This window comes from Chitinophaga pinensis, from assembly GCF_007896845.1.
In the GTDB taxonomy this organism is placed as follows: domain Bacteria; phylum Bacteroidota; class Bacteroidia; order Chitinophagales; family Chitinophagaceae; genus Chitinophaga; species Chitinophaga pinensis_C.
The window spans coordinates 81,586-95,294 of record NZ_VOHS01000008.1 but is presented as its reverse complement, the minus strand read 5'-3'; the positions used below and the strand labels follow the sequence as shown (position 1 = coordinate 95,294).

12 protein-coding genes are annotated in these 13,709 nt (G+C 45.1%); 11 read left to right on the top strand and 1 reads right to left on the bottom strand.

The window, feature by feature from the left end; translation table 11 throughout:
• Positions 1 to 42 precede the first annotated feature (42 nt).
• The 11 genes from FEF09_RS10620 to FEF09_RS10570 all read left to right on the top strand — a co-directional run bounded on the left by FEF09_RS10620 (position 43) and on the right by FEF09_RS10570 (position 12,489).
• Complete coding sequence (locus FEF09_RS10620) at positions 43 to 234, top strand: hypothetical protein (protein WP_146305088.1); 192 nt, start codon at positions 43 to 45, stop codon at positions 232 to 234.
• Entirely contained in the window at positions 222 to 2,123 is a 1,902-nt protein-coding gene (locus FEF09_RS10615; protein WP_146305087.1) for a tetratricopeptide repeat protein, read from the top strand. Before FEF09_RS10620 ends, FEF09_RS10615 begins: the two co-directional genes overlap by 13 nt.
• Entirely contained in the window at positions 2,123 to 3,814 is a 1,692-nt protein-coding gene (locus tag FEF09_RS10610; protein ID WP_261387421.1) for a DUF3857 domain-containing transglutaminase family protein, read from the top strand. Before FEF09_RS10615 ends, FEF09_RS10610 begins: the two co-directional genes overlap by 1 nt.
• A 127-nt stretch (positions 3,815 to 3,941) precedes the next feature.
• Complete coding sequence (gene atpB / locus FEF09_RS10605) at positions 3,942 to 5,084, top strand: F0F1 ATP synthase subunit A (RefSeq protein WP_146305085.1); 1,143 nt, start codon at positions 3,942 to 3,944, stop codon at positions 5,082 to 5,084.
• Between the two features lie 49 nt (positions 5,085 to 5,133).
• A complete protein-coding gene (gene atpE / locus FEF09_RS10600) occupies positions 5,134 to 5,415 on the top strand; it encodes an ATP synthase F0 subunit C (RefSeq protein ID WP_186774281.1) in 282 nt (93 codons plus the stop codon).
• A gap of 117 nt (positions 5,416 to 5,532) precedes the next feature.
• A complete protein-coding gene (gene atpF, locus FEF09_RS10595; protein WP_146305084.1) occupies positions 5,533 to 6,027 on the top strand; it encodes a F0F1 ATP synthase subunit B in 495 nt (164 codons plus the stop codon).
• Positions 6,028 to 6,122: 95 nt separating this feature from the next.
• Complete coding sequence (atpH, locus tag FEF09_RS10590; RefSeq protein ID WP_146305083.1) at positions 6,123 to 6,683, top strand: ATP synthase F1 subunit delta; 561 nt, start codon at positions 6,123 to 6,125, stop codon at positions 6,681 to 6,683.
• Between the two features lie 86 nt (positions 6,684 to 6,769).
• Positions 6,770 to 8,347, top strand: coding sequence for a F0F1 ATP synthase subunit alpha (atpA, locus tag FEF09_RS10585; RefSeq protein WP_146305082.1), 1,578 nt, complete (start codon positions 6,770 to 6,772; stop codon positions 8,345 to 8,347).
• 183 nt (positions 8,348 to 8,530) lie between these two features.
• The gene (locus tag FEF09_RS10580; protein WP_146305081.1) at positions 8,531 to 10,681 is read left to right on the top strand and encodes a TonB-dependent receptor; all 2,151 of its coding nucleotides are present in this window, start codon (positions 8,531 to 8,533) and stop codon (positions 10,679 to 10,681) included.
• A gap of 50 nt (positions 10,682 to 10,731) precedes the next feature.
• Complete coding sequence (locus FEF09_RS10575) at positions 10,732 to 11,379, top strand: hypothetical protein (RefSeq protein ID WP_146305080.1); 648 nt, start codon at positions 10,732 to 10,734, stop codon at positions 11,377 to 11,379.
• A gap of 264 nt (positions 11,380 to 11,643) precedes the next feature.
• Positions 11,644 to 12,489 (top strand): class I SAM-dependent methyltransferase, encoded by an 846-nt coding sequence (locus FEF09_RS10570; RefSeq protein WP_186774280.1) that lies wholly within the window; start codon positions 11,644 to 11,646, stop codon positions 12,487 to 12,489.
• 70 nt (positions 12,490 to 12,559) lie between these two features.
• Here the strand turns inward: FEF09_RS10570 and pdxA are convergent, their stop codons facing one another.
• A complete protein-coding gene (gene pdxA, locus FEF09_RS10565) occupies positions 12,560 to 13,624 on the bottom strand; it encodes a 4-hydroxythreonine-4-phosphate dehydrogenase PdxA (RefSeq protein WP_146305078.1) in 1,065 nt (354 codons plus the stop codon).
• Between the last annotated feature and the right edge of the window lie 85 nt (positions 13,625 to 13,709).

Below are 13,709 nucleotides of genomic sequence, written 5' to 3'. Positions count from 1 at the left end.
TCGTTAATTTAGAGTAGTGAAACAATAATCCCTACCTATTTTATGAGCTGCTTAAAAAAGTCTGTTGTTATCTGTACGCTGTTATCGCTCTTCTCGTTTGTTGCTGCCTTCGCAGGGGACTATGAAAAAGCATGGGACGCACTTAACAAAAATGACAAAACCCGCGCTGTCGCGTATTTCAGGAACGCACTGAAAAGTGATCCTGCCAAAAGAACAATGCCATGGCGGCATTGATATTACTGGAAACATATGAAGGAAACGGTGATACCTTCCTTGACCGTTATCCCAATCCACTGGATGTATTTACGGAGATAAACCCTTACGTATACGCATTGTGGTTCAACGATGCCATACTTGGTGAATATGATACCAAGGACGGTAAACAATTATCCAATCTTAACAGAGTCCTTACTGAACCACGCTTTAACGGTTCGCTGAAAGCTGCTGCCAGTTATTTCAGGGGCTTAAGTCTTGTGCGCGGTCAAAAAAAGGACAGTGCTGATGCATATTATGCGCAGATCGGAGGTCTACGCAACTGGCAGTTTACCGGTGTTTTTGATAATATCAGCGGAAGTGGTTTCAATAAAGAGCACGGACCGCTGAAAGAACCACGCGCGGGCAAAGGATTTACTTCTTATAATAACACAACTATAGACTGGTTTAAGCCTTTGTATGCAGATGATGCGGGATGGTCCTTTGTAGGAGGCATTTTTCCTGCCAGAACAGGTGTTGGTTATGCACAGACATTTGTTTATGCTGATGCGGATAAAGATGCCATCATTTGTACAGGTGCACGCGGTGCCTTGAAAGTATGGGTAAATGATAAACTGTTGATCTCCGAAGAAGAGGAACATACAACTGAAATGGACAAGTACAATGTTAAATGTCATCTGAACAAAGGGTATAACAGGGTACTTGTGCAGATCAGTTTTACCAGTGAAGACATTCCTAATTTTATTGTACGTGTGGCAGATGAGAAATATGCCCCGTTGAAAGGCATTTCCAGTACAAATGAGGTACAGGAATATCAGACGGATAAGAGTACCGATGTACCGAAACTGTTACCACATTTTGCAGAGGTATATTTCAGAGAACAGATGACGAAATACCCACAGGATCCCATCTTCCCGATGTTGCTGGCAAAAGTGTATACCCGTAATACCGAATCAGATAAAGCTAAAGAGGCGATGTATGGAATCTTCAAAAAGTATCCTGACAATGCGCTGATTCTATTCAATTACACACAAGGCCTGTCTTATCAATATGACAGGACTATCCTGACAGAACTATACGAGAAACTCAAGCAGCAGGATCCTGAGAATTATCTGGTAAAACAGTCCGAAGAAGATCAGCTGGAAAAAGAAAAGAAGTATAGTGAAGCGCTGGAAGTGATTAAACAGATGGAGGCAAAAAATGGAGAGAAGATCTATACCGTTATCAGGAAGTTGTCATTGAATGCTTATCTGCAACGGGTGGACAGTATGATATCTCTGCTGAAATATGCTTACGCGAAGTATCCTGAAAGTACGACGATCGTTACTGTAATGTATCAGTATTATGCGCAGATGTTAAAAGATCCTGTGGAAGCACTGAAAGTACTGGAAAAATATCAGGCAAATCACCTGCAGACTGATATGGCAAATGAAATGGCAGACCTGTATTTCCAGCAGAATGAAATGGAGAAAGGAATGGCGACGCTGCGGAAAATTGCGGCAACTATACCTTATGATATCGATGTGTACCGCCCATTAGTGAATCATTTTTATGCGAGGCAGGAATATGATTCTGCGATTCGCTATCTGCAGATACAGCATCAGATCAGTCCATACAGTCATCAGCCATTGGGCGATATTGCCAGTGCTTATCTGCAGAAAGGAGATAAACAGAAAGCGCTTGAATATTATAAGCAGGCGTTAAGCTTGTATTCCGGAGGTTATTCTTATCGCGAAAAGATACGTGAACTGGAGAACAAGCCGGATGTGTTCAGTTATTTCCCACAAACCGATTACTACGCAGAGATCAGTAAATACCTGAAGTCAAAAAGGATACTTCAAAGAGTTATAGTTATGTTTTCTCGGACAATAAGGTGGTGTTATACGGAGAAGGGGCCAGTGAGCGCGTGATGAATTCAGCGGTTTATGTCAACAATAAAGAAGGGCTGGATTACTGGAAAGAGATCCGTATTCCTTACAACAGTGTATATGAAGACCTGACCATTGTTAAGGCGGAAGTGGTGAAAGCCAGTGGGGCAAAGATACCAGCGGAGACATATGAGAATGAGCTGGTGTATACACGACTGGAACCGGGCGATGTGGTGTACCTCAGCTATAAACTCAGTAGTTATGGTATTGGTCGTTTGGGACGTGAGTATTGGGATAAGTTCTATTTCTCCGCATTCAATCCGACGCTGACTGCCAGATATAGCGTACTGGTGGCAGATCAGGTGCCGATCTACTATGAGTTGGTCAACAATGTCAATAACATTAAGCCGGTGGAGAGTAAACATGAGAATTTCCGCCTGTACACCTGGGAGATGCGCAATCTGCCGGTATTGAAGGAGGAGAGTTATAGTCCGGCAGCAGGCGACATCGGTAGTGTACTACATGTCTCAACCGTCAGGTCATGGGATTACATTGCGGAGTGGTACAGTGATATTACACGCATTCAGTCAAAAGAGGATTTTGACATCAATGCTGCTTACAAGGAGATATTCCCTTCAGGTATTGCTGGTCTGAATGAACAGGAAAAGGCGCGTCGCATTTACAACTACATTGAAGAAAATATCAGTTACAGTTCTGTATCTTTCAGGCAGGGTGCATATGTTCCACAGCGTGCCTCAAAGACGCTGAATACCCGTCTGGGTGACTGTAAAGATCTGTCAGCCCTGTTTGTGTCTTTTGCCCGTAAGGCGGGTATGGATGCTAATCTGGTATTGGTGAGTACCCGTAGTAATGGACAGCACAGTATGCGACTGCCATCCATGGAGTTTAACCATTGTGTGGCAAGGTATAAAGACGGGACGGACTACCGTACTCTGGAGCTGACGGATAATCACTTGCCATTCAATGCGATGCCACAAAGTCTGGCGGGCGCACAGATACTGAATATTCCTTATGAGTATAAGAGCGGAGAGCTCATACAATTATATGAGCCCAGGGCTAACGCCAACGTTATCAAGCATCGTCGCAGCAAGGTATTAGTAGATAACGCTGACCTGCATATCAATACGGTGGTAACAACCAATGGAGAGGTCGCGTCTGGTTTCCGTAGCAGTTACGGAGAAAAGGCGCAGGACGAGCTGAAGCAGAACCTGCAGGAAGCGGTGTCCGGGCAGTTCCGTAATCCGGTGACTTTGGAGAAATTTGCTTTCCGTAATCTGGACAATCTGAGTGACACGGTGATGATGGATGAAACCTATACGGTGAAGAATGATGTGATAAGCGTAGGCGACCTGAGTATGCTGAAACCACCTTTAATGGATATAGTCGCTACGGTGGATATCTTCAATAATGAGGTCCGTCAGTATCCATTTGAGTACTGGAAGTATGAGAATGTGGATGACTACAACACGGAGGTAGAAATAGAGTTACCGGCGGGCAAGGCCTTTGATCTGGTGCCTTCCAATGTGCAGGCGAGCTTTGGAGATATGAAATATGAGTTGTCATATATTAAAGCTGCTCCTAATAAGTTGTTAATCAAGCGGGTGTTTCAGACAAATATCCGTGACAACATCAAGCCGGAAGCGTTCCCGAAGATGAAAGAATTCTTCAATTTAATTGTAGCCGCTGAGCAGAAATATGTTTCATTTAAGTAAATAATTCAATATGTTATACGCGAGAGGGACCGTCGAAAGCGGTCCCTCTTTAGTTGTATATATTTTTTGGATTCGCTTACCTTTTTGATAATAAAACTGCTATCTTTGCGCAAAATTTCAGAAAGCGGTGATTTCCTACACTCTGTCCAAATATAAGCTGGTAGCCCTTATTCTTGCATTTTGCATAAGCGGTTTTAACACGTTTGCGAATACTTCAGAAGCTCATGAGGAGCCTAAGAAGGGTTTTGACGCCAAAGAGGTACTTCTTGGCCACGTAAAGGATGCCCATGACTGGCACCTTTTCAGCCTCGGTGAGTCACATGTGACTCTTCCTCTGCCTGTTATTATGTATAGCAAAGAGAAAGGCATCAGCAGCTTTTCTTCCTCAGCGTTCCATCATGGACATGCGTCTCATGATGGCTACCGTCTGGTAAACAAACACTACCGTGAGGAAAAAGGGCTGGAAGAGGCTAAATATCCTGATGAGAAGATCATTGCAGTAGATGCAAATGATAATCCGACAGGTGCTGAGGTCTACGATCTGTCTATCACAAAGAACATCACATCTATGATCATCGCGGCTATCCTGCTGATCTGGCTGATGACTTCCGTAGCAAAAGCTTACACAACAAGAGGTTCTAAGAAAGCGCCTAAAGGTTTACAAAGTCTGGTTGAGCCGGTGATCATCTTCATCCGCGACGAGGTTGTAAAACCAAACATTCCGGGTGTGAATGCTGAACGTTATACTCCATTCATTCTGACCTTCTTCTTCTTTATATTAATCAATAACCTGCTGGGTCTGTTACCGGGTTCTGCTAACGTAACCGGTAATATCGCTGTGACCTTCGCACTGGCGCTGATCAGCTTCATTGCGACTATGGTAAGTGCTAACAAGCATTTCTGGTCTCACCTGCTGAACCCACCGGTTCCAGGATGGGTTAAACCAATTCTGGTGCCTGTAGAGATCATCGGTATCTTCACTAAGCCGGTGTCTCTGATGATCCGACTGTTTGCCAATATCCTGGCAGGTCACATCATCATCCTGAGCATTATTTCCCTGGTATTTATCTTCGGTTCCATTAACAAGGGCGCTGGTTACGGGTTCTTACCGATCACTATCCTGTTCAACATCGTAATGATGATGCTGGAACTGCTGGTTGCTTTCATTCAGGCGTTTATCTTCGCTAACCTGACAGCTGTATTCATCGGTCAGGGTATGGAAGTGGCTCACCATGATGACCATCACGAGGGTGACCACAAGCACCATTAATATATTTCATTAGGACAAATTAGTAATCAAACATAAATACACATTCATTATGGCAATTTTAACTGTTTTATTGCAGGCTGCTCCAGAAGCTGCTGCTGCGGTTGCTGCTGCTTCCGGTCTGGCGAAAGCTGGTGGTGCTATTGGTGCTGGTATCGCTGCTATCGCAGCTGGTATCGGTGTAGGTAACATCGGTAAGAGCGCGCTGGAATCAATCGCTCGTCAGCCAGAAGCTGCGAACGACATCCGTGCAAACATGATCCTGGCAGCGGCGCTGGTAGAGGGTGTTGCCCTGTTCGGCGTTATCGCTGGTCTGTTGGCAGTAGTGCTGTAAGGCTAACTTATTACTGCATCTGGCGCACAGGGCAAAGGATGCAGTAATCTTCATTTTAAGGATGTGTATCCTGATTGCTTATCAAACAACTTGCGAACAAATTAAATATTCATAATCATGGATCTGTTACAGCCCGCGTTAGGCTTGTTTTTCATTTCATTAATCATATTCGTAATAGTATTCCTCATCCTGAAAAAATTCGCGTGGAAACCAATCCTCTCTACGCTGAAAGAAAGGGAAACATCTATCTCTGATGCAATCGCATCTGCTGAGAGAGTAAAGGAAGAAATGGCTCAGATGAAAGCTGAACATGAGCACGTACTGGCAGAAGCAAAAGCTGAGAGAAGCAAGATTCTGAAAGAAGCAAAAGATGCTAAAGATCAGATCCTCAGCGAAGCTAAAACTCAGGCTCAGGCAGAAGCTAAGAAAATCATCAGTGAAGCATATACTGCTATCGACAACCAGAAGATGGCAGCGCTGACCGACGTGAAAAATCAGGTGGGTAAACTGGTAATTGAGGTAGCTGAGAAGGTGTTACGTAAAGAACTGACTGACAAAACAGCACAGGAAAGCTACATCAAAGAACTGGCAGGAGAAATCAAATTAAACTAAAGCGATAGGCTGAAAAGCGGAAGCTACAGGAAATAGATGACATGATTGTCCTTTTCCTGTAGCTTTCAGCTTGAAAGGCCAAAAGATATATAAATATGCAGAATCCCCGTTTAGCATCCCGCTACGCAAAATCTCTGGTAGATCTGTCCTCCGAAAAGGGTCAGCTGGAAGCTGTACATACTGATATGCAGTTCCTGCAGCAGTTGTCCAGGACCAACCCGGACGTAGTAGCCCTGCTGAGAAGTCCGATCATCAAGCCTGATAAGAAACAGCAGATCCTTGCTGCCATCTTCGACGGTAAAGTGAGCGCTATTACTGCTGCCTTTGTAAAGCTGCTGGTAGTGAAAGGAAGGGAAGGTAACCTGCCTGAAATAGCGCAGGAGTTCAGCAGACAGTATGATGTGCTGAAAAACATCAGCAAAGTAAAGATCACTACCGCTGTTCCAATGGATGCAGCTGTACTGGATGTTATCAAAACCAAAGTACAGGCTGGTACTGATAAAAAGGTAACACTGGAAGCTGCCGTAAACCCCGACCTGATCGGTGGTTTCGTACTGGAATCCGATAACAACCTTTACGACGCCTCTGTACTGCGTGATCTGAACGATATCAAAAAGCAATTTGCTGAGAATATTTACGTTCACAATATCAGATAATACAATTAACAGCAGCCGCTGCGTACACGCAAAGCTGTTGTCGTTATATTCATTCTCTTAACGACTATTTTTAAAAAGTATACATTATGGTGGAGATAAAACCTGATGAAATTTCGGCGATATTACGCCAGCAACTAAGCAACTTCAATGCTGCTGCTGACCTGGAAGAGGTTGGTACGGTATTGCAGGTTGGAGACGGTATCGCTCGTATCTATGGATTAAACAACGTTGGTTACGGTGAACTGGTTGAGTTCGAAAACGGCGTAAAAGCTATCGCACTGAACCTGGAAGAAGACAACGTAGGTGTGGTATTGATGGGTGAATCCGGAGAGATTAAAGAAGGTTTTAAAGTACGCCGCACCGGCCAGATCGCATCCATTAAAGTGGGTGAAGGCATGGTTGGTCGTGTTGTAAATACTCTGGGTGCTGCTATCGATGGTAAAGGCCCAATCACTGGCGAACTGTACGAAATGCCACTGGAACGTAAAGCTCCGGGCGTTCTGTTCCGTGAACCAGTAAAAGAACCACTGCAGACAGGTATCAAAGCGATCGATGCGATGATCCCGGTTGGTCGTGGTCAGCGTGAGCTGGTGATCGGTGACCGTCAGACCGGTAAAACCGCGATCTGTATCGACACTATCATCAACCAGAAAGAATTCTTCGACGCTGGTAAACCAGTATATTGTATCTATGTAGCAGTAGGTCAGAAAGCATCTACCATCGCTGGTGTGATGAAAACCCTGCAGGAAGCAGGCGCTATGGCGTACACTACAATCGTTGCAGCTTCTGCAGCAGATCCGGCTCCACTGCAGTTCTACGCTCCATTCGCTGGTGCTGCCATCGGTGAGTTCTTCCGTGACACCGGTCGTCCTGCACTGATCGTTTATGATGATCTGTCCAAACAGGCCGTTGCTTACCGTGAGGTATCCCTGCTGCTGCGTCGTCCTCCTGGTCGTGAAGCTTATCCTGGTGACGTATTCTACCTGCACTCCCGTCTGCTGGAACGTGCGGCGAAAGTAATCAGCAAGGATGATATCGCTAAACAGATGAACGATCTGCCAGAATCTATCAAACACCTGGTAAAAGGTGGTGGTTCCCTGACAGCATTGCCTATCATCGAAACACAGGCTGGTGACGTATCTGCTTACATCCCAACTAACGTAATCTCCATCACTGACGGTCAGATCTTCCTGGAATCCAACCTGTTCAACGCAGGTATCCGCCCGGCGATCAACGTAGGTATCTCCGTAAGCCGTGTAGGTGGTAACGCTCAGATCAAATCCATGAAGAAAGTATCTGGTACCCTGAAACTGGACCAGGCACAGTATCGTGAGATGGAAGCGTTCTCCAAATTCGGTGGTGACCTGGATGCTGCTACCAAAGCAGTACTCGATAAAGGTGCCCGTAACGTGGAAATCCTGAAACAGGCTCAGTTCACTCCATACGCTGTAGAAAAACAGGTAGCAATGATCTATCTGGGTACTCAGGGTCTGCTGCGTGACGTTCCTGTTAAGAATGTAAAAGCATTCGAAGAGGCTTTCCTGAACGAAATGGAAGTACGTCTGCCTGAAGTTTTGGGTGATTTCAAGAAGGGTAACCTGCCTGATGATGGTATCAAACGCATGGTGACTCTGGCTAACGAACTGAAACCAAGATTCGCTTAATCAGCATACATCTTTTTATCAAGCCCGCCGGTTTTACCGGCGGGCTTTTTTATTTCCTATCTTTACGCGCTATTCCTACCGACAATTCCCCTGTTTTTACCGATATTATTCCCTCCCTTTGCCTTTTATGGATTGAAAAGGGACGGCAGCCCAGTTAGTTTTGTTAAAAATTCACACTCCCCCATGAAACACTTAAACCTGATTCTGTTCGCAATGCTCTTACCAATCTGTATGATGGGACAGCAACGGATTTCCGGTAAGATCACTGATAGTAAAAAACGCCCGCTACAAGGGGTAAATATTTCTATCAAAGACTCTTACGACGGAGCTACCAGCGGAGCAGACGGTTCATACTCTTTTACCACCGACGCAAAAGGAACACAATATATCACTGCCACCCTGCTCGGATTTACCAGTCAGGAACAGAAGATCTTCATCACCGGTCCACAGGAGATCAATATCGTCATGAGAAATAATGTGAATGATCTGAAAGTAGTCACCATCAGCGCAGGTAGCTTTGAAGCCAGCGATGAAGGCAAAACTACCGTCCTGAAACCACTGGATATCGTGACCACTGCCGGCGCCGGCGCAGATATCGTGAATGCATTGAAAACACTGCCGGGTACACAGCAGACAAATGACAGAGAAGGCCTGTTCGTACGTGGTGGTACCGGTTACGAAACACAAACTTTTATAGATGGAATGATGGTGCGTAACCCTTTCTTTTCAGGATTGCCCGACCAGCCGGGAAGAGGACGTTTTTCTCCCTTCCTGTTTAAAGGAACCACTTTCAGCAGCGGTGGTTATTCCGCCCAATACGGTCAGGGATTGTCCTCCGCATTGATCCTCGAATCAACTGACCTGCCACAACGTTCTTCTTATACACTGGGTGCGTCCGTTATTGGTGTCAGTGGCGGACTGGAAGAACTCATGAAAGATAAAAAAGGATCCTACGGTGTTGAAGCCGACTATACAAACCTCGGCCCTTACCTCGGTGTGGTAAAGCCTAAATATGCCTTCAGCAAAGACCCGGAGATCATCGGTACTTCTGCCAACTTCCGCAGAAAAACCTCCTCTACGGGTATGATCAAATTCTATGGATATTATAACCAGACGAATATGGGAACCATCCGTCCCAGCCTTGAGTATCCCGGTTTTGATGAACTCTTTGAACTGAAAAATAAAAATGTCTACACCAACCTGACCTATAAGGAGAGTCTGGGACATGACTGGAAACTGAATGCCGGTTTCTCTTTCAGCTCCAACGCAGACGACCTGAACCTGGATACCCTGAAGAAATCCAATCCTTTACATGGTAAAAACGTATCACAGCTTACCCAGACACGTCTGGTGCTGACTAAAGGTTTTGGACAGTATTCAGTGCTGCGCTTTGGTGGAGAATACCAGTATGGTGTGGAGAAATCAAACTTCGGTGGATGGCAGGCCAACTATGTAGATAATTATACAGCAGGATTCGTGGAGAGTGATATCTATCTGACGCCAAGACTGGTAGGCCGTGTAGGAGGAAGAGCCGAATATACTTCCATACTGGCAAAAGCGAATTTCGCACCACGCGCCTCACTGGCTTACAGACTGACAGGCAATAGTCAGATATCGGTAGCTTATGGCGACTTCTATCAGAAACCAGAACAGCAGTACCTGCGCTTTAAAAATGATCTCGGATTCACAAAGGCTACACACTACATCGCCAGTTACCAGCTCGTAGCAAAGAACTATACACTGCGTGTGGAAGCATTCTACAAAAAGTATCATGATCTGGTTAAAACCGGTATGGATACCAGCACCACAGGTACAGGTTATGCAAAAGGTATTGAAGTGTTCTGGCGTGATAAAAAGACCTTTAAAAATACTGATTACTGGATCTCTTATTCTTATCTGGATACCAAACGTAATTACCTGAATTATCCATTTGAAGTACAACCTGATTTCGCAGCAAAACATACAGTCAGCGTGGTGTATAAGTATTACATTCCGGCTATTACTACGAATCTGGGTGTGACGTACAGCTTCTCCACAGGCAGACCATATTATAATCCGAATCTGCCGGAAAGCAAGTTTATGTCAGAAAAAACGATGACTTATAACTCTGTCGGACTAAGTGCCAGTTACCTGACTTCCATCCGTAAAGCATTTACCATCTTCGTCCTGTCAGTATCCAATGCACCTAATATCAAACAGGTATATGGTTACCGCTATTCAACCGATAAACTGCGCAGACAGGAGATCGTTCCGAATATGCCACGATTCATTTATCTCGGTATGTTCATGAACTTCGGTATTGACAGAAGACAGGATGTGATCAATAACATGTAGCCCATTCTAAAACCACTATATAAACACTTTTAACTTTTAAACCACTTACAATGAAGCGTATCTTATTTTCCATTTGTCTGTTAGTTGGTCTGGCATCTGCCTCCATGGCACAAAGCGCACAGTATGAAGGCGCAATGACTAAACAGGTTGCAATGCTGGATGATTCTACCAACTTTACCCCTGACAGATTACTTGAAATTGCCAATACATTTGAGCGTATCGGTGCTGCTGAAAAATCACAATGGCTGCCGTTCTATTATGCCGGCTATTGCTATGTGATGAGCACATTTATGCAGAAAGACAACGATAAGGTAGATGACCTGGCTGACAAAGCAGCGGTGAACATCGAACAGGCAGATGCTATCAGCCCTAAAAATGATGAGATCAACTGTATAAAATCACTGATTGCTACTTCCCGTATCCGTGTAGACCCGATGAACAGAGGTATGAAATACGGCATGGAATCCGCTAACCTGCTGGTACAGGCTAACCAGATCAATCAGGAGAATCCAAGAGTATACATGCTGCAGGGACAGGCTTTATTTTACACACCGGAGCAGTTTGGCGGAAGCAAAACGGAAGCAAAGAAGAAGTTTGAAGTAGCATTGCAGAAATTCAGTTCTTTCAAACCGGCAAGTGGCATTGCTCCGCATTGGGGCGAGGCTTATACAAAAGGTTTGTTAGCACAGATTAAGTAGAATCAGCAATCAGGAATTTCCTTTTCAAGGTCCGGACGATATCAGCAGTCCGGACCTTTTTTATTGTATCAGCAAGCCTGTACTTTACGTTAAACGCTATTACGCATCAACTTCTGATTCCTGATGGATACTCCTGATTGACTTAATATCGTCGGACTGTTACACAATACCGCCTGCAAGGCGATGTCAGTCCTCCGTAGTAACTTTAAAAAACACGTTAACAAACTAGCCCTGTCATCTGTTAACCTTGAAAATGTAAATTCCATGAAAACTGGTGTGAATAAGCTGAGCGTGGCTTCCACTTCAGCGTTGGTATTGACCTATGTCAAAAGTTTGTATGAAGAAGGCCTGGGAAAAGCGTATTTGTCTCACATTGATTTTAGCCAGGTAAAAGGTTTGGCGGATGAGCTGAGCAGGATCACGCCGTTATTCAGAGAGGCATTGTTGATCAGAAAAAGAATCATCCGACAGATTATCAGACAACTCATGACGCAACATCCGCGGCCGCAAATCTGTATTCTGGCTGCCGGACTCGATCCGCTTGGTTTACAGATCACAGAGTATTTTCCGAATCACGATCTTGCTATCTATGAGCTGGACAGCGCCAATATGCGGGAGAAGCAGGAAATCTATGCTGCGATTCATTTCAACGATGAAAGACTCCATACCTTACAGGCTGATATCAATAATACAGCACAACTGATGCGCACGTTGGTGGATGCAGGATATGATCCACAGCAGCCGGCCCTGATCATCTTTGAAGGCATTATGCACTATATCTCGGAAGAGCAGTTCCTGAGTATCATGCGCAATTTCACGGGTAACACCAAACAGAATGCGGTGATCATGGATTACATGGAATATGCAGAAGGATTGCCGGTAGGATCGGTATCCAAGGCAACAGAAATGCTGGACACGATGGAAAGTTATATAGGTAGCCGTCTACAGCAATTCAGCCGGAAAAAGATCCTGAACCTGTTATCATTGCTGGATGCCGACCTGATTGAAGTCTATGATATGCAGGCGGCAGAACTGGCCCTGAATGGCCAGAACCGGGTGTATAAGGGCGCACGGAAAGGAATGCTGGAAATTATATCCTTTCATATATAGATATGATGATAAAGAGAAAGGGAGTCTGCCATACGGCGGACTCCCTTTCTCTTTTTATGTACAGACTTTCCTATTCGGAAGCCAGTTCGATCTTTTTCAGCGGATTACGGGTGTTTTCCGCATATGTTTCTCTCTTTTCGAGGATATCCAGACAGGTGAAAATGGCCTGACGGAAAGAGTTGTGATCAGCCAGGTTTTTACCGGCAATGTCGAATGCAGTACCATGATCAGGAGAGGTACGTACGATCGGAAGGCCGGCGGTATAATTGATACCATTTCCGGTTGCCAGTGATTTGAAAGGGATCAGGCCCTGATCGTGATACATCGCCAGTACGCCGTCAAACTGCTCATGCATATTGCGTGCGAAGAAGGCGTCAGCACTATATGGGCCGAAACACAGCAGACCATTATTTTTGGCGTGTTTGATAGCAGGAATGATCTCTGTGATCTCTTCCTGACCGATCAGACCATCATCACCAGCATGTGGGTTAAGGCCCAGTACAGCGATACGGGGACTGTCGATACCGAAGTCTTTGATCAGACTATCCTCCATCATCTGGAGTTTCGCCAGAATGTTATCCTTCTTTACATATTTGGAGATCTCTGCAACAGGCACGTGTTCAGTCAGCAGACCCACTCTCATGTTGTCGGCCGTCATGAACATCAGGACGTCTTTTGCGTCGAAGGCGTCACGGAGGTAAGGTGTATGACCCGTGTAGTTGAACTGCTCGCCCTGAATATTCTTTTTGTGAATAGGAGCGGTGATCAGACCCTGAATGTGTCCTTCTTTCAGACACTCGATTGCCACTGACAGGGAGCGGGCAGCATATTTACCGCCAACTTCGTTGAGTACGCCGGGAGTGATCTGTACTTCTTCTTCCCAGCAGTTGAAGACGTTCACCTGTTTGTGGTTCAGGCGGGCGAATTCTTTCACGCTCTGGTAGTTGAAGTTATTTTCGTTCATCAGCTTCCTGTAGAAGTTGATGGTTTTATTGGAAGCAAATATCACCGGCGTGCAGAACTCAAGCATTCTGGCGTCAGCAAAGGTTTTGATGATAAGCTCTGTGCCTATGCTGTTGATATCGCCAACTGTAATGCCGATAACCGGTTTATTTGTATGGGTGTTGCTACTCATGCTAATTTGAGAATAATGGGCAAATATAAGAATATTAGCCGGGAGCTGTACAGGCATACCCGCTCTATCTTGCAGCTTTGCTGCT

Coding starts and splice junctions, on each gene's coding strand:
- FEF09_RS10620 (WP_146305088.1), top strand. CDS start 43: ATGAGCTGCTTAAAAAAGTCTGTTGTTATCTGTACGCTGTTATCGCTC.
- FEF09_RS10615 (WP_146305087.1), top strand. CDS start 222: ATGGCGGCATTGATATTACTGGAAACATATGAAGGAAACGGTGATACC.
- FEF09_RS10610 (WP_261387421.1), top strand. CDS start 2,123: ATGAATTCAGCGGTTTATGTCAACAATAAAGAAGGGCTGGATTACTGG.
- atpE (WP_186774281.1), top strand. CDS start 5,134: ATGGCAATTTTAACTGTTTTATTGCAGGCTGCTCCAGAAGCTGCTGCT.
- atpF (WP_146305084.1), top strand. CDS start 5,533: ATGGATCTGTTACAGCCCGCGTTAGGCTTGTTTTTCATTTCATTAATC.
- atpH (WP_146305083.1), top strand. CDS start 6,123: ATGCAGAATCCCCGTTTAGCATCCCGCTACGCAAAATCTCTGGTAGAT.
- atpA (WP_146305082.1), top strand. CDS start 6,770: ATGGTGGAGATAAAACCTGATGAAATTTCGGCGATATTACGCCAGCAA.
- FEF09_RS10580 (WP_146305081.1), top strand. CDS start 8,531: ATGAAACACTTAAACCTGATTCTGTTCGCAATGCTCTTACCAATCTGT.
- FEF09_RS10575 (WP_146305080.1), top strand. CDS start 10,732: ATGAAGCGTATCTTATTTTCCATTTGTCTGTTAGTTGGTCTGGCATCT.
- FEF09_RS10570 (WP_186774280.1), top strand. CDS start 11,644: ATGAAAACTGGTGTGAATAAGCTGAGCGTGGCTTCCACTTCAGCGTTG.
- pdxA (WP_146305078.1), bottom strand. CDS start 13,624: ATGAGTAGCAACACCCATACAAATAAACCGGTTATCGGCATTACAGTT.